This window comes from Nocardia coffeae (assembly GCF_019890715.1).
Classification (GTDB): domain Bacteria; phylum Actinomycetota; class Actinomycetes; order Mycobacteriales; family Mycobacteriaceae; genus Nocardia; species Nocardia jiangxiensis.
This window is the reverse complement of record NZ_JAINZY010000002.1, coordinates 504,016-519,290: the sequence shown is the minus strand read 5'-3', so window position 1 is coordinate 519,290 and position 15,275 is coordinate 504,016. Positions and strand designations below refer to the sequence as shown.

Below are 15,275 nucleotides of genomic sequence, written 5' to 3'. Positions count from 1 at the left end.
CTCCGGCCCTGACCCGCTCATGCCGTGCCCATCGGGCATGACCGGGGGGCCTGCGTGGTAACGCTCCGCTGCCGCCTCCGGCCCTGACCCGCTCATGCCGCCACCAACAGCAGCGCCGAGGTCGCCGGTGGCGGCGCGGATGTCACGAGGGAGACCGCGGCGCCGGGGACCTGATTGGTCGATGTGCCGCGAATCTGGCGCACGCCCTCCACGACATGGTTCATGCCGTGGATGTAGCCCTCCGACAGATGCCCTCCACTCGTGTTGAACGGCATGGCTCCTCCGATCTCCAGCTCCCCGCCCGCGGCGAATTCCCCGGCCTCACCCGGACCGCAGAACCCGTAGTCCTCGATCTGCAGCAGCGCGGTGATGGTGAAGCAGTCGTACAGCTGTGCCACATCGACCTCGGACGGACCCAGACCCGCACGCTTGTAAAGGGTTTCGGCGCAGTACCGCGACGGCAGGCACAGCGGGTCGGGGCGCATCAGCGTGGGATACATCATCCCCGGCTGGGGTTGCGGTCCGGTCGCCATCGCCGCCGCGCGGATCAGTGCCGGGGGCCGAAGCAGATCGCGTGCGCGTTCGGCGGTGGTGACGACCACGGCCGCGGCCCCGTCGGTCTCGAGGCAGTAGTCGAACAGCCGCAATGGCGAGGACAACGTGCGCGAAGCCAGATAGTCCTCGAGTGTCATTGTCCGCGAATGCATCTGGGCGCGCGGATTGTTGTTGGCATGTCGCCGGGCGACCAACGCGACCTGGGCGAGTTGCTCGGCGGTCAGACCCGTGCGGACCATGTACTCCCGGGCCAGCAGAGCGAAGAACTGCCCCGGCGCGAGCAACCCGTAGGGGGCGAAGAATTCGGTCATCGCCTCGGCGCCGCCGACGCTGCGTTCGAGTTCCGCGGAGAGCCCGAATCGGTTGCCGGAGCGGCCGTTGAGCGAGCGGAAGACGACCACGGTGTTCGCCTGACCACTGAGTACCGCGGCGGCGGCCTGGGCAACCATGGCGGCGGGTCCGGATCCCCCGGGCCCGGCCTCGCCGAAGTAGGTCAGATTCCGGGCGCCGATCGCATCGGCCAGGGCGGCGCACGACACCAGATCCATATCGTTGCGCACGATGCCGTCGACGTCGGCGGGATCCAGCCCGGCGTCCTGGATCGCGGCGAGTGCCGCGCGCGCGGCCAGACCGGTCACGCTGGTGCCGGAATCCTTGGAGTACTCCGATTCGCCGATGCCCACGATCGCGCAGGCATCACGCCGCCACCTGGTCACGACCGCACCACTTCGGCGGTGTGCTCCCCCAACAACGGCGGGCGGGTCGGCGCGGCCGAGGTGCCCGAGAACCGGTACGGCGCACCGGGAAACGTCGCGGTATCGCCATCCGCCAGCTCCACCTCGACGAAGAACTCGCGCGCCGCGAGATGCTCGTCGCGCAGCACTTCCTCCGGAGCGCGCAGCGGCGCGATCGGCAGTCCCCAGCGCTGGCCGTCACGGTAGACCGACTCGGAGTCCTGGATCAGGAAGAACGCCTCGAGCAGGCCCTGGATGTGCGCGAAGTTCTCCTGCCGATGGGCCAGCGAATCATAGGTGGGATCGGTGAGATCCGCGGCCACGCCGACCTCGTCCATCCAGCCGGTCAGCGCCTTCCAGGCGAACTGGTCCGCCAGGATCAGCGCGAAATAGACCCACACCTCGTCGGCGCACTGGAACAGCGCGGGCTGGGTGGGCACCGGCTGGGCGTGCCGACACGTCTGCCGCTGCACGATCGCCTTGGGGTAGAACCAGTACGGATTCGCCAGTTCGCCTGTGACAGCGATGGATTCGTGCATCGACACGTCCACGACCTGCCCGAGCCCGGTCTGCTGACGTTCGATCAGCGCCAGCAGGAGCCCGCACAGCGCGAAGCTGGCCGCGGTCATGTAGCCCTGATTGCCGCCGGGCCGGATGGGTGGAATGGAGTGGTCGTCGTAGCCGCAGCTGTTGAGCAGTCCACCGGCGGCCAGGCCGACCAGATCGCTGCTGAGATAGTTCGCCCATGGGCCGGTCAGCCCGAACGGCGAGACCGACACCGCAATGAGTTTCGGATACCTCTCACACAACACGTCCAGGTCCAGGCTCGCCCGTTCGAGGTCCTCGGGTCGGCCGCTGGTCAACAGAATGTCCGCCTCGGCGATCAACGCGTCGCGTTCGCCGGTGGTGTGCAGCACCGCCGAACGCTTCGAGGTGTTGTAGGTCCAGAAGTTCAGGCTGTGGTCGGGATCGTGCACCCCACCGGCCCACGGGCCGATATGCCGACTGGCCGCGCCGTCGGCCGGCTCGATCTTCACCAGGTCCGCGCCGTGATCGGCGAGCAGCTTGCCGGTGTATTCACCGGCCGGGTCGTCGGCGATCTCCACGACCCGAATTCCCTGGAATGCCAGTTCCATCAGATGACACCCTCCGCACTCAGTTCGGCGATCTCGTCCGGCTCGAGGCCGAGAATGTCGCCGAAGACGTAGTCGTTGTCCTCGCCCAGCAGCGGAGCCGAACGCCAGTTCTGCTGCGTCGTGCGGGTGAACCGGATCGGTGTTCCCTCGAATTTCGCCATCCCGATCACGGGGTGGTCGAGTTCGAAGAAGGTGCCGCGATGGGCGATCTGTGGATCGGTTTCGGCCAGGTCGCGGGGGTTCTGCACGGCCGCGGCCGGTACGCCCGCGCGCTGCAGCAGGCCCATGGTGGCGTGGGCGTCACGCTGCGTCGTCCACGTGGACAGGTGGGCGTCGAGTTCGTCCTGACGTGCGAAACGCGCGCTCTGCGAGGAGAACTCGGGCGACGTTGCCCAGTCGGGATTGCCCATGGCCGCCACGAGGCGTCCCCACTGCGCGTCGTCGAACACCGCGATGGCCACCCACGTGTCCGGTCCGTCCGCGGGATAGACCCCGTGCGGCGCGGCTTGCGGATGTTCGAGGCGGTTACCGGTCGGATAAGTCGAACGCCGCGTCGCGACGCCGTTGACCACCACGTCGAGCAGATCCGGCCCGATCAGATTGATCCCGGCTTCGACCGCGGACATATCGATCTCGGTGCCTCTGCCGGTGATGTTGCGCCGCATGATCGCCATCAACACCGCTGCGGTGTTGTAGTACGCGGCCTGGTTGTCCATATACGACAGGCCCCAGCCCGACGGTTCGCGCCCGGGCAGTCCTGAGATGAAAGACAGACCCGAAACCGCCTGCACCACAGGGCCGTAGCTCTTGTAGGTGTGGTGCGGGCCGCTGTGCCCGTAACCGCTCATCCGGGCGAGAATCACCTCCGGGGTGATCTCGGTGAGGTCGCGATAGGTCAGGCCCCATCGTTCCATCACCCCGGGCGCGAAGTTCTCCGTCACCACCGAGCTGGCTCCGATGAGCTGCCGGACCAACTGCTGCCCGCGCTCGGTCTTCATGTTCAGCGTGATGCCGAGCTTGTTGCGGCTGTAGTTGTTGAACAGCCCACCCTTGTCGGGATCCGGATTCGGATCCTCCTCACCGTAGGAGCGAACCTCACCCTTGTAGATCGGCAGCCGCCGCGGCATGTCCAGCCGCTGCCTGGTCTCGATCTTGATGACCTCGGCGCCGAAGTCGGCGAGCATCCTGGTCGCAACCGCGCCCACGCCCATCCAGCAGAAGTCCGCGACACGGATACCCGCCAGCGGCCCCACACGCCGGCCGGGGCGCCGATCCGACGCCTGTGCCGGTAGATCCTCGATCGCGGTCATTCAGCCCACCGCCATCCGGCCGCCGTCGACCGGGAGGATCGCACCGGTGGTGAAGCTCGCTCCCGGACCGGCGAAATACAATGCGGCGCCGACGATCTCCTCGGCCTGACCACCCCGGGGAATCGGCCAGGCCGCGGACAGGTCACCGAACGCCTCCGGGTCCCAGCCCTTGGCGATATCGGTGAAGAACGCGCCCGCCATGATCGCGTTGACCCGCACCTCGGGACCGTAGGATGCGGCGAAACCCTTTGTCAGAGAATTGAGTCCGGCCTTGGCCGCGCCGTAGGGCACATACTCCGGCGCGGGCCGTTCCGAGGCGTTGCTGGTGATGTTGATGATCGAGCCGCCGCCCGCGTCCTTCATCCGCTCGGCCACCAGGGTGGTCAGCCGGAACGGACCCTTGAGATTGACGGCGACGACCTTGTCGAACAGTTCCTCGCTGATCTCGCGCAAGCTCGGGTACAGCGGGGCGATACCCGCATTGTTGACCAGCACATCGATGCGCCCGAAGCGTTCGTACACGGCCTCGACCAGGTCCGGAATCGCCGACCAGTCCCCCACGTGAGCGCCGATTCCCATGGTCTGCGCCCCGGTGCGCGCGGCGATTTCCGCCGCGAGGTCCACACACTGCTGTGCCTTGCGGCTCGCGATCACCACATGTGCGCCTTCGCCCGCGAACGCCCATGCCATCGCGGCGCCCAGGCCCCGGCTGCCGCCGGTGATGAGAACTACTTTGTCCCGCAGGTCGTTTCGACTGGTGTCCATATCTCTCTCGGTTCTGTCGGGCAAGCTCAGTACAGCGATTCGCCGCCGTCGACGATGTGATTCACACCGGTGACGAAACCTGCTGCGGGACTGGTCAGATAGACCGCGGCGGCGCCCATGTCGGCCAGGCTGCCGGGACGCCCGAGCGGCACGGTGGCCGCCATCTTCGCCAGGGTCTCGGGATTGCGCTCGATCGACATCGGCGTCGCGGTGATGCCGGGCGACAGCGCGTTGACCCGGACCCCGACGCTCGCCAGTTCGTAGGCGGCCACCCGCACGAACTGGTTGAGCCCCGCTTTGGTCGTCGAGTAGTGGATGGTGCCGGGGCGGGCGCCCAGTGCCCGGATGGACGACACGACCAGGATGGCGGCATTCCGGGTGGGGTCGGGGCGCGTGGCCATGCGGGTGGCGGCCTGGTGGCAGCACCGGAAGGTGCCGTTGAGATTCAGATCGAGGGTCGACTGCCAGATCTCCTCGGTCATCTCCAGGAACGGCACCATCGAGCCGCTGCCGGCATTGGCCACGAGAATGTTCAGGTTGCCGAATTCGGTGTCCACGGCATCGAACATCGCTGCGACGGAGTCGGGTTGGCGAATGTCCACCTCGACGATTTCGACCCGCTGCCCGTCCTGCGCCAGGGCACGCAGCTGCTGCTGGGCCGCCTCCAGTTGCGGACGGCGGCGCGCGGCGATCATCACGTCGGCGCCGGCGCGCACCATGGCTTCGGCGATGCCCAGGCCGATGCCCTCGCTACCGCCGGTGATCAAGGCGGACTGCCCGGCGAGGGCTGCGATGCTGTTGTCGTTGTTCATGAATCCTTCTTTCAGACGTCGAGGATCAGGCGCGCCGACCGAGCTCGGGACACACAGGGCATCATCGTTGTGCCGCAGGCACGTTCGTCGTCGGTGAGCACCGAGTCGCGGTGGTCCGGCACGCCGTCCAGAACCGGTGTTTCGCAGGTCCCGCAGGTGCCTTCCGCACACGAGGAGATGATCTCGACTCCGGCGTCCTCGGCCACCGCGAGAATCGACCGCCCCACCGGCACCCTGACAGTGACACCGCTGAGGGCGAATTCGACCTCGAACGCGGTCTCGGGCTCGTCGGTATCGATCTGCCGCGCAACGAATCTCTCCACTCGCAACGTTCGTGGATGCGCCGGATCGGCGCAGCGTGCCTCGAGCGCCGAGAGCATGCCTTCCGGACCACACGAGTACACGACAGTGTCGGGTTCGGTCGCGGCGATCAGCGCGTCCAGGTCCGGGATCCCGTACTCGTCGTCGGGACGGATCCGGGCCCGGTCACCGAACTGCGCGAGCTGATCGGCATACGCCATGCCGGAACGGGAACGGCCGCAGTAGAACAGATCCCACGGGGTGCCCTCGCCCTGCAGTTTCGCGATCATCGGCAGCAGTGGAGTGATACCGATCCCGCCGGCCACGAACAACACCCCGGGGGCACCTACGGACAACTCGAAATGGTTGCGCGGCAACGAAACCCGGACCATCGAGCCCTGCTCGATGCGCGTGTGCGCATACCGGGACCCGCCGCGGCCCTCGGGCTCGCGCAGAATGGCCACCGACCATCGATCCGCGGCCGGAACGAGACCGGTCAGCGAATACTGCCGCACCAGTTCACCGAGTTCGACATCGATGTGCGCGCCGGGCTCCCACTGCGGCAGCGCGCCGCCGCCGGGCCGGGTGAAGGTCAACTCCACGACGTCGTCGGCGACGACATGTCGTTTCGCGACACACAGTTCCAGATCCATTGCCACTTCCGATAAAGCGAGTCCGAGGGGAAGCCGGTGCCCGGCGAATTCATATCCTTCGCCGGGCGGTCGGCGATTATCCGTAGTCACACCATTCGGTCAGGCGACCATTGTCGAATGTCATGATCGACAACACATTCAGCTTGCAGAACTCACCGGCGCTGCCGAATCCGGGAACGTCCACGGTGGCGGTGCCCTGCCAGGTCGTCTCGCGCATGATCGAATTCCCCGTCGTCGCCCAGCGGGTGGTCTCCCCGATGGAGCGGTCGGGGAAGACCTGGCTCATCTGCTCCACGGTCTGCAGCATCAGATCCCGGCCCTGGGCCGCGACGCCGCGGTTCTGATGAACGACGACGACATTCTCATCGACGAGTTCGCGCAATGCGTCCAGGTCCAGTCGATTCCACGCGTCCACGACGGCATGGGCCAGCGACAGCAGCTCTTCGGAGTTGGTATTGCTCACAGTTCGATCCTTACAACGGGCGATCGGCGGATTACGCTTCGACGTTCACGATAAATTCGTGAATGCCGCGAGTAGGCATGGAGTGGTAGTGCACCGGCTGGTCGGCGGCGAGAGTGAATCGCGGCAACTTCTCGACGATCCGTTCCAGCGCACGGGTCATGATCACGCGCGCGAAGTTGGAACCCAGGCAGCGATGCGGACCTATGCTGAAGGCGATGTGGTTCTTGTCCTTGCGATGCAGATTCCACACGTGCGGATCGGGGAATTTCTGCGGATCGCGATTGGCGCCGTTGTAGGAGGTCCACACCTTGGCGCCGGCCGGCAGATCGGTGGTGCCGACGCTGACCGGACATGTCGTGGTGCGCTGCAGCACGGTCACATTCGCGAACATCCGCAGGCCCTCTTCGATGGCGTCCGGAATGAGCGCGGGATCGGCGACGATCTCCGCGAGGTCGGCGGGATGCGTCGACAGGTGGTGCAGAATGCCGCCCAGCACCGTTCCGGTGGATTCCAGGCCCGCGATCGAGAGCGGAAGGACCACGGCGATCCGCTCCTCGCGGGTGGGCTCGCGGCCACCGACCTCCTGCACCTGACACACCAGGCTGACCAGGTCGTCCTCCAGCGGCGCCGCGGTGCGCTCGCGCACCAGCGCGTCGATCGCGGTGTAGAGGCTCACGAAGGCGGTCTCGGACTCCTCGGCGGTCTCACCCACGAAGATGTCGTGCGCCCATGTCATCCAGTCGTCGATGCGGTCGCCGTCCAGATTCAGCAGATTCGAGAACACCGCGCGCAGTTGCAGCGGACGCAGGAAATCCTCCATCATCCGGAAGCGGCCGGCCGTGATTCCCGTGTCCAGGAGCGCATCGATATCAGCGGTGATCATCGGGAGGAAACGCCGCATCTTCTCCTCGGTCAGTTCCGGATTGAGGAGTTTGCGCCAGTCGGTCTGTGCGGGCGGATCGAGGTCCTCGGGCAGGAATCGGCCCTCGTTCTTCGGCGGTTCGGCGCGATTGTCGTGCCCGAGAATCGCCACGCCCTCCTCGGAGGAGAAACGCTTCCAGTCGCGCAGGATCTTGAATACGTCCGCATAGCGGGTAGCGACGTAGCAAGGGGTTTCGCCCTGGGTGTGCACGGCCAGCGCGTCGTCGGCCTGCAACCGGTTGATTTCCGGCCAGAAGTTCTCGTTGAAGTCCTCCGACCAGAGGTCTATCGGACATTTCGTCGGATGCTCGGTGGGTGATTGCTGGGTCATCGTCGACTTCTCTTTCTCATTCCACCGCGATCGCGGCTTCCGGACAGACGCCATCGATCTCGGCGCCCTGCGTTCCCCCCGGGACCACACCGTCACCGCGCACCACGCCGCGGCCTTCGTCATCGGCGGCGAACAATTGCGGGAATCGCGCATAACAGCGACCGTGCGCCTGACAGAAATCCGAATCGACTGAAATCTTCGCCATGTGAACTCTCCTACGCTCGCGCCAACTGACCGCCGTCGACCGGAATGGCGACACCGTGGATGTAGCGCGCCTCGTCGGAGGCCAGCCACGCGACCGCATTGCTGACGTCTTCCGGCTCCACCCACGGGATCGGCAGCAGCGTCAGCTGAGCGAACAACTCGGCCGCGTCGTCCGGTGTCGGATTCTCGAGGTGCGGCAGGAACATCTTCAGCAGGCTCTCGTTGATCGCCATCGGCGTATTCACCGCGCCCGGATTCACCGAGTTGACCCGAATATTGTGTGGGCCAACCTCATTCGCGAGCGAGAGCATCAATCCCTGCAACCCGTGCTTGGACGCGGAGTAGTGGGATTGCCCCGGTGCGCCGCGCAGGCCGACGGTGGAACTGACGAAGACGACCGAACCCCCGGTGCCACGTTCGATCATGCTCGGCAGCACCGCACGGCAGGCGTGCCAGGCTCCGATCAGGTTGGTGTCGAGAATGTCGGTCCACTGCTGATCGGACAGGCCCACGACCTGGCCCTGATTGGAGATCCCGGCATTGGAGACCAGGATGTCGATGTGGCCGAACTGCTGCAGCGCCTCGTCCACCACCGCCTGTAGTGAAGCCAGCTCACGCACATCGGCGGCGCGAGCGATGATCCGCCGCCCCTCCTTCTCGACCAGCCGCACCGTTTCGGCCAGGTCATCGGGGGTCCCCTGGGAGTAGTCCAGGGCCGCCTGCTCGCGACACAGGTCGACAGCGACGATATCGGCGCCGTCCCGCGCGAGCCGCACCGCATGTGTTCGGCCCTGCCCGCGAGCGGCACCGGTGATGAACGCGACCTTGCCGTCCAACCGCTTCATGTACGCCTCCTCGGCTGATCTGACACGGAGTCATAGCGGCGGACGCGTGCGCGTCCAGCCGACTCATGGTGAAAGTCCCGCTCCGTGACGGGAATCGGCCCGCCGATGGCTTGTGACTGGCGTCACCTCTCGGGCCTCAGAAAGCACTATTGCTCATGAGGAACTCCGAAGTCAAGGGACCCTTGATAATTCCTCATGATATTTTCGCCTGGACAAGATCGGGGCAGGTGAGGGCCCCGAAATGGGCTGGACACACAGGTAGGACAGCACCCGAGAAAAGCGCGCCAACACCGATCGCCGCGACGGGTAGCCACCGCCGCGGTGCTCGTTCTGGACCTCGCGTCCAGCTACCGGATCAACGCACGACCCCTGGCTACAACCATTCGATCGGAGATTCGAGCGGCACGGACAGATGCTCACGGCAGTACTCCACGACACCGCCGAGGTGCTGCCACATCAGCTCCCGGGCTCGCCGGGGGTGCCCCGAGGCGATCGATGACGCGATCTGCAGATGGTCGTCGATGAGCACGTCACGCAATGCGCGTGGATCGTCCAGGACCGCCACGTGGTGCGCGACGATCTGGCCGTAGGTCTCCAGGCTCAACGCCAGTACCCGGTTGCCGGCCAGCCCGGCGACGGCATGATGGAATCCCGCATGCCGCTCCAGATAGTCACCGAGCGCATCCGGTGCGCCGTCCTCGGATTCGTCGTGCGCGTGCACGAAGGGCTCCATGCGAACCGCGCGCAGATCGGCATCCGGGTTCCGGGCAGCGCGCTCGGCGAGTTCGGCCTCCGCCCAGACCCACGCTTCCAGGAGCTCGTCGTACGTCGCGCCCTCCATTGTGTAGAACAGCGCCGACACCCTACCCAGATGGGCGGAGTCGACCGCGCCGACGATCGGACCGCCTCCGGGCCCGCGGCGGATCGTGATCATGCCGTGGACCTCGAGCAGGCGCAGACCTTCGCGCAGCGATTCCCGGCTGACGCCGTACTTGTCGAGCATCGCCGCCTCCGACGGCAGGTTCGCGCCTGCCGCCAGCCCCCCGCTGCGGATATCACCCACGATCGCGCGGGCGACGACCTCGGCCGCTTTGAGGGGTCGCAGCAGGGAAACCTCACCCCGTGCGCCGGAACTGTCTCCATTGACCTCGGTGTTACGCATGTTGGCTGTCAACTTGCTTTCCTGTTCGGCGGTGGCCATGCACTGGACGAAGTCATACACACCTGCGGTATCAGTGCGCTACCGAAGGACGGGAGGCCGAGAGCCCGAGCTGCTCGGCCGCGGCCGCGAGGTTGTCGCGCCGCTCCTCGAGGGTGCGGCCGTGCCAGACCGTATCCGCCCACAGCACAAGATCTTCCATCCCGTGTTCGCGATAGCGGTCCATGTCGGCGGCATCGGGCGCGGCGATGCGCACATAGCACGCAATGGGGGCGGGGCGCCCGAAATCCGCGCACATGTGCCGAATCCGGCTCACCATGTCGTTGCTCTGCGCGAAAGTCGGTGTACCCGAGGTGAACCAACCATCCCCCAAGCGCGCGGCGCGAGCCAGCGCGGCTTCACTGTTCCCGCCCAGCACCACGGGGATGTCGACCGGCCTGGAATGCAATTGCACAGCAGGGAACCGAAAGTGGGCTCCCACATGAGCGAACTCGGCGCCGGACCACGCCTTGCGCAAGATCTCCAGGCACTCCTGCGTGCGCGAGACCCGCGTACGGAACGGCACCTCCAGCGCCTCGAACTCCTCTTTCAGCCATCCGGCACCGATCCCCAGAAGCACTCGGCCCGCACTCAATTCGTGCAGCGTGATCGTGGTGCGCGCAATGTGCAACGGATGCCGCAGCGGCGCCACGTACACCGCGGTGCCCAACCGTATCCGGGTCGTTCGCGCGGCGATGGCAGCGTGCACGAGCAGTGGGTCCACCAACTCTGTCGATTCGGCTACGAGCGGCCCGCTGTGATGCTGCTTCGTCCCTGCCGAGGGATGCTCCCCCGCCTGCACAACCGGCCGCAGCACATGTTCACCCAGCCAAAGGGCGTCGAAACCGGCCACATCCGCACAGACGGCCAGCTCGACGAGGTCGGCTCCCGTCAGTCCATAGGCACTGAGACCCACCGATGGCATCGACCACTCCCATCTCGCTCACGCTTGCCGAGCGTTGCCTCCACGCAGAGTCGATATCGAAAATTTCTCGTGATACAGACCCGTTCACCATGGGTGCCAGCAAACTTTCGCCACAATTTATCATGATGATTATCGCACTGCCAGGTGCAGTTGCCACGCACCGACAGCGCATCGGCGCTCTTCCGGCCGAGCCGTGTGCGACTTCGGCGATCACCCAAGGGCAGCCGCCCACGACGGCTGGGCGGCCGAGGTAGGGCAAGTGGCTGGTGGCCCATGTCTCTCTGCGAGAGCAGCGTGCGGCGAAGAGATCCGGCAGCGGCGTCGCGATGGTCCGGTCCCGCTTCCCGCGGAGGTAGATCGACGGCGTGTCCCGGCTGCTCACGTGAGCAGGGGTGGCGGCAAAGATCGACGAAGGTTCCGGACGCGGCAACTCCACCGCACGTGTGGCTACCGTTTCGTCGACGTCGCCGTAGAGCTGCGCGCGGACGTCGTCGGGATCGAGCCGAGGCCGCCCGTCCGAGTCCGGCAACGCGGGCAGGCCCTCGCCCGGCTCGCCGGCGGTCTCCGCGAGCAGCTCGGCCGGAGATCCGCCGCCGCTTCCTCTTGTCTGGTTCCGGCGGTTCATGTTCGGGGTCAGCTGCCCCGTAGCGTGCCGCAGAAGACCGGCCGGGTCGACTCGAACCGCCTGTCGCCCTTGGGGGTTGGCTTGCCGATGATGTGTCTGCCCGTCCGGTTTCCGTTGGGCCCCATCGGGTGTCCGGGCGCGGCATCCTGGCACCGACTCATCGTCGCCGACGCGGTGGAGCTGCGTCGCGCCGCCGGATGAACCGCTACTTCGCCAGGGCCTTGCCACCGGTCGGCGCGACCGCGAACCAGGTCCCGCCGACGCCCTGCCCCAGCAGATCTGCCGGGCGCTTGTCCTTCGAGAAGAAGTACACCGGCCAGCCTCCGATGGTGATCTGGCACGAGCCGTCCGCGCGCTCGACGAAACCGGTCAGCCGGGGGTTGATACCGTCCACATACAGATTCTGGCCACGACTGACCAGCAGCGGCGGCCAGGTGAGGGCGCAGTCGCCGTTGCAGTTCGACGCGGACGGCTTGGCAGTGTCCTTGTCGAACCGGTAGAGCGAGCGGCCGTCGTGGTCGGTCACGCGCATTCCGACAGCGGGGTCGATGACCACCCTGAGTTCGATCGCATTGGCGCCCGCAGGCGCGGGCCCGTTGTAGATGTTCAGCCACCCTTGGGTTTTCGCAAGCACGGGTGCCGACGCCGACGGCGCTGCCGGATCCGCGATGGCAGCCGGAGCGGCGGACAGGGCCAGCACCCCGGCCGCGGCGACCGCGGCGACCGCGGTGGTGATCATCGTCGTGATTCTCGGCATGGGTTCCTCCGAAGGTGGTTGCGTTGCCAGCGACCGCAATTCTTCGTCTTCGGAGCCGAATGTTCTGTTCGCGCGGTGACATTCGGTGTGTATCCGCGCCGACACAACACCGATACCACGAGCCGCCCTGTGAAGCGCCTGTCGACGGCGCAACCGCTGACGCCGCACGCTACGAGCCTGCTCGGATAACACCGGGTTCGGTGGATGGTTGACGCTCGTCGCGCCAATCGTTCGGCGGCTGAACACTCGCGATATCTTGCTGCCGTCGCTACCAGCGCAAACCGCTCGACATGCGGCATGAGCGCTCACTATCCTTGCCCGCAGTCAGACCTGGGCTGTCCATGCGCGTAGGACACTGGGCCGCAGGAAGCAGTTCCGGCCCTCAACTGCGGGGAGCCGCGTCAGCGGAATCCGAGAGTGGTGAGATAGGTTGCGGTGGCGTTGGTTTCGGGCGCACCAATGCGGCGATAGATCTCGAGGGCTTCGCGTAGGTGGGTGAGGGCGGTGTCGGTGTCGCCGAGGCCCTCCAGGCTGCGGGCAGCGCCTTCCAGCGCACGGGCCTGTTCGTGTCGGCTTCCGATGTCGCTGGCCAGGTCGAGCGCGTCGGTGAACATCTCCAGCGCCTGATCGGGCGCGCCGGTCGCGAGTCGTACTGTCCCGATCCGGTTGAGCGTCTGAGCTTGGCCGTTGCGGCTGCCGATCTCCCGGTGGATCGTCAAGGCCTGCTGGAGCAAGTCGTCGGCTTCGCCATAGGCCCCGGTGTTCGCGCGCACGAAACCAAGGTTCTTGAGTGCCTGAGCCTGACCGAACCGGTCGCCGATCTCCCGGAATATCGTGAGAGCCTGCTGGATAAGGTCGGTGGCCTCACCAAAGGCCCCCGTTTCCGCGCGCACGGTCCCGAGATTGCCGAGAGTGTTGGCCTGGCCGAACCGGTTGCCGATCTCCCGGAAGATCGTCAGAGCTTGCCGATACAGATCGTCCCCCTCGCTGTAGGCCCCGGTGTAGCTACGCACCATGCCGAGATCGTTGAGGGCCTCGGCTTGGCCGAGGCGGTTGCCGATCTCGCGGAAGATCGTCAGCGCCTGCTGGTGCAGATCGGCGGCCTCACCGTAGACCCCGGTCAGTCTATTCACGCTGCTGAGGTTCTGGAGTGCGTTGGCTTGGCCGAGGCGGTTACCCATCTCTCGGAAGATCCTCAGAGCCTGCCGATACAGGTCGACGGCTTCACCGTGAGCCCCGGTCCTGCGGAACGCGGTGCCGAGGTCGTCGAGGGCGGCGGCGTGAGCGAGCCGGTCGCCGAGCCGGTCAGCGGCCTCGGTGGCGCGCTGATGTAGCTGCCGAGCCTGGGACCATGGCCCATCTCGCTCCAGCAACCCCGCCAGCAGCCCGGTCAACACCACCATCCGCGCGGGCTGGTGGGTGGTGGTGTGCTCGAGGCAGGCCAGCAGATTCACCCGCTCGGCCCGCATCCAGGCCAGTGCCGGGATCTCGCCACCGAAATCCCGGCTCGAGCTGCTCGGCAGCGAGGCGATCGGTCCGGAGGTGGGGTTCGTGCGGCGTGCCAGCCACCGGTCCGCGGCGCCAGAAGTGTGCTGGTAGTAGTCCAGCAGCCGATCCAGGGCCTCGTCGTTGTCGCGGTCGGAATCAGAGGTGGTCAGGGCGCGCGCATAGGCGCGCAGCAGGTCGTGCAGCCGGTAGCGGGCCGGGCTGGTCTCCTCGAGCAGGTGATCGGTGTAGAGGGCCTCCAATTCGTGTCGTGCCACCTCGACCGGGATATCGGCCAGGACCGCCGTCGTGTAGGCGTCGATATCAGGTCCTGGATGCAGGCCCGCGCGGCGGAACATCAGCTGCTGGCGGCGTGTCAGGTCCAGGTAGGACAGGGTGAACGCGGCGCGCACCGCGCGATCACCGGTATCGAGTTCGGCCAGCCGATCCGCCGCGACCGCGAACCGGTCGGCCAGCCCGGTGAGAGTCCACATCGGATGGTGGGCAAGGCGTCCAGCCAGCAGCACGATCGCCAGCGGCAGATACCCGCACAACCGAACGATCTCCACCGTCCCCGCTCGCTCCGCCGGGGTCTGGACTGTTCGGCGGGCCAGCGTGGTGAACAACTCGGCGGCGGGGCCGGGGTCGAGGACCTCCAGCGCCAGTGGCAGCGCCTCGTCCAACGCGATCAGGCGCCGGCGACTGGTCACCAAGGTCACACACCCATCGCTGGTAGGGAGGAGGGGTTCGATCTGGGTGTGGTCGCGGGCATCGTCCAACACGAGCAGCACCCGCTTGTCCGCGAGTCGGTCGCGCCACATGTCCCGCCGCCCGGCCAGTGTGTCGGGCAGGAACCGGGGATCGACACCGAGCCCGGTCAGCAACCCTGCCAGTACCTCGGCGGGGTCGGCGGGCGTCTGGCCGGGGGTGTGAGCGTGCAAGTCCACGAAATACTGCCCGTCCGGGAACCCGGGTGTGAGTGCGTGGGCAGCGCGGGTGGCAAGAGCGGTCTTCCCGATCCCGGCCATGCCATCGATAGTGAGGATCGACACCATTCGCTCGGAACCTGCCTCCGCCAGAATGCGCTCCAGCTCCTGGTCCCGGCCGATGAACGTGCGGACATCGCGACGTAGCGCGGCGGTCACCACCGGACGCGACGGTGTCCGATACACCGTCGTCATGTTGACAGGACCGCGGTTGCCACCGCCGATGTTCACTTGCTGGGCATGGTCGCGGGCCTCGAACTCGGCCACAAG

General features: G+C 66.6%; 14 protein-coding genes. All 14 read right to left on the bottom strand.

The window, feature by feature from the left end:
- Positions 1–92: 92 nt before the first annotated feature.
- Positions 93–1,271: a thiolase C-terminal domain-containing protein gene (locus tag K7711_RS11565; protein WP_222968257.1), complete on the bottom strand. Its 1,179-nt coding sequence runs from the start codon at positions 1,269–1,271 to the stop codon at positions 93–95.
- Entirely contained in the window at positions 1,268–2,425 is a 1,158-nt protein-coding gene (locus K7711_RS11560) for a CaiB/BaiF CoA transferase family protein (protein ID WP_222968249.1), read from the bottom strand. The genes K7711_RS11565 and K7711_RS11560 overlap by 4 nt, the downstream gene beginning before the upstream one ends.
- On the bottom strand, positions 2,425–3,735 hold the full coding sequence (locus tag K7711_RS11555) for a CaiB/BaiF CoA transferase family protein (protein ID WP_222968247.1): 1,311 nt from the start codon (positions 3,733–3,735) through the stop codon (positions 2,425–2,427). Before K7711_RS11555 ends, K7711_RS11560 begins: the two co-directional genes overlap by 1 nt.
- Entirely contained in the window at positions 3,736–4,500 is a 765-nt protein-coding gene (locus tag K7711_RS11550) for an SDR family NAD(P)-dependent oxidoreductase (RefSeq protein ID WP_222968245.1), read from the bottom strand.
- Positions 4,501–4,526: 26 nt separating this feature from the next.
- Positions 4,527–5,312 carry an SDR family NAD(P)-dependent oxidoreductase gene (locus K7711_RS11545; protein ID WP_222968243.1) on the bottom strand — a complete coding sequence of 262 codons (786 nt, stop codon included), beginning with the start codon at positions 5,310–5,312 and terminating at the stop codon, positions 4,527–4,529.
- An 11-nt stretch (positions 5,313–5,323) separates the two neighbouring features.
- Positions 5,324–6,265: a PDR/VanB family oxidoreductase gene (locus K7711_RS11540; protein ID WP_222968240.1), complete on the bottom strand. Its 942-nt coding sequence runs from the start codon at positions 6,263–6,265 to the stop codon at positions 5,324–5,326.
- A gap of 76 nt (positions 6,266–6,341) precedes the next feature.
- A complete protein-coding gene (locus K7711_RS11535; protein WP_222968238.1) occupies positions 6,342–6,728 on the bottom strand; it encodes a nuclear transport factor 2 family protein in 387 nt (128 codons plus the stop codon).
- 31 nt (positions 6,729–6,759) lie between these two features.
- On the bottom strand, positions 6,760–7,980 hold the full coding sequence (locus tag K7711_RS11530; protein WP_222968236.1) for a cytochrome P450: 1,221 nt from the start codon (positions 7,978–7,980) through the stop codon (positions 6,760–6,762).
- Positions 7,981–7,996: 16 nt separating this feature from the next.
- Complete coding sequence (locus K7711_RS11525) at positions 7,997–8,185, bottom strand: ferredoxin (protein WP_222968228.1); 189 nt, start codon at positions 8,183–8,185, stop codon at positions 7,997–7,999.
- Positions 8,186–8,195: 10 nt separating this feature from the next.
- Complete coding sequence (locus K7711_RS11520) at positions 8,196–9,029, bottom strand: mycofactocin-coupled SDR family oxidoreductase (RefSeq protein WP_222968220.1); 834 nt, start codon at positions 9,027–9,029, stop codon at positions 8,196–8,198.
- A gap of 373 nt (positions 9,030–9,402) precedes the next feature.
- A complete protein-coding gene (locus tag K7711_RS11515; protein ID WP_235747013.1) occupies positions 9,403–10,203 on the bottom strand; it encodes a FadR/GntR family transcriptional regulator in 801 nt (266 codons plus the stop codon).
- A 58-nt stretch (positions 10,204–10,261) separates the two neighbouring features.
- Positions 10,262–11,152: a TIGR03619 family F420-dependent LLM class oxidoreductase gene (locus tag K7711_RS11510; RefSeq protein WP_222968212.1), complete on the bottom strand. Its 891-nt coding sequence runs from the start codon at positions 11,150–11,152 to the stop codon at positions 10,262–10,264.
- Positions 11,153–11,982: 830 nt separating this feature from the next.
- Positions 11,983–12,534 (bottom strand): hypothetical protein, encoded by a 552-nt coding sequence (locus tag K7711_RS11505; protein ID WP_222968204.1) that lies wholly within the window; start codon positions 12,532–12,534, stop codon positions 11,983–11,985.
- A 401-nt stretch (positions 12,535–12,935) separates the two neighbouring features.
- A complete protein-coding gene (locus tag K7711_RS11500; protein WP_222968202.1) occupies positions 12,936–15,272 on the bottom strand; it encodes an ATP-binding protein in 2,337 nt (778 codons plus the stop codon).
- Positions 15,273–15,275 lie beyond the last annotated feature (3 nt).

Coding starts and splice junctions, on each gene's coding strand:
- K7711_RS11555 (WP_222968247.1), bottom strand. CDS start 3,735: ATGACCGCGATCGAGGATCTACCGGCACAGGCGTCGGATCGGCGCCCC.
- K7711_RS11560 (WP_222968249.1), bottom strand. CDS start 2,425: ATGGAACTGGCATTCCAGGGAATTCGGGTCGTGGAGATCGCCGACGAC.
- K7711_RS11510 (WP_222968212.1), bottom strand. CDS start 11,152: ATGCCATCGGTGGGTCTCAGTGCCTATGGACTGACGGGAGCCGACCTC.
- K7711_RS11545 (WP_222968243.1), bottom strand. CDS start 5,312: ATGAACAACGACAACAGCATCGCAGCCCTCGCCGGGCAGTCCGCCTTG.
- K7711_RS11550 (WP_222968245.1), bottom strand. CDS start 4,500: ATGGACACCAGTCGAAACGACCTGCGGGACAAAGTAGTTCTCATCACC.
- K7711_RS11520 (WP_222968220.1), bottom strand. CDS start 9,029: ATGAAGCGGTTGGACGGCAAGGTCGCGTTCATCACCGGTGCCGCTCGC.
- K7711_RS11530 (WP_222968236.1), bottom strand. CDS start 7,980: ATGACCCAGCAATCACCCACCGAGCATCCGACGAAATGTCCGATAGAC.
- K7711_RS11505 (WP_222968204.1), bottom strand. CDS start 12,534: ATGCCGAGAATCACGACGATGATCACCACCGCGGTCGCCGCGGTCGCC.
- K7711_RS11540 (WP_222968240.1), bottom strand. CDS start 6,265: ATGGATCTGGAACTGTGTGTCGCGAAACGACATGTCGTCGCCGACGAC.
- K7711_RS11525 (WP_222968228.1), bottom strand. CDS start 8,185: ATGGCGAAGATTTCAGTCGATTCGGATTTCTGTCAGGCGCACGGTCGC.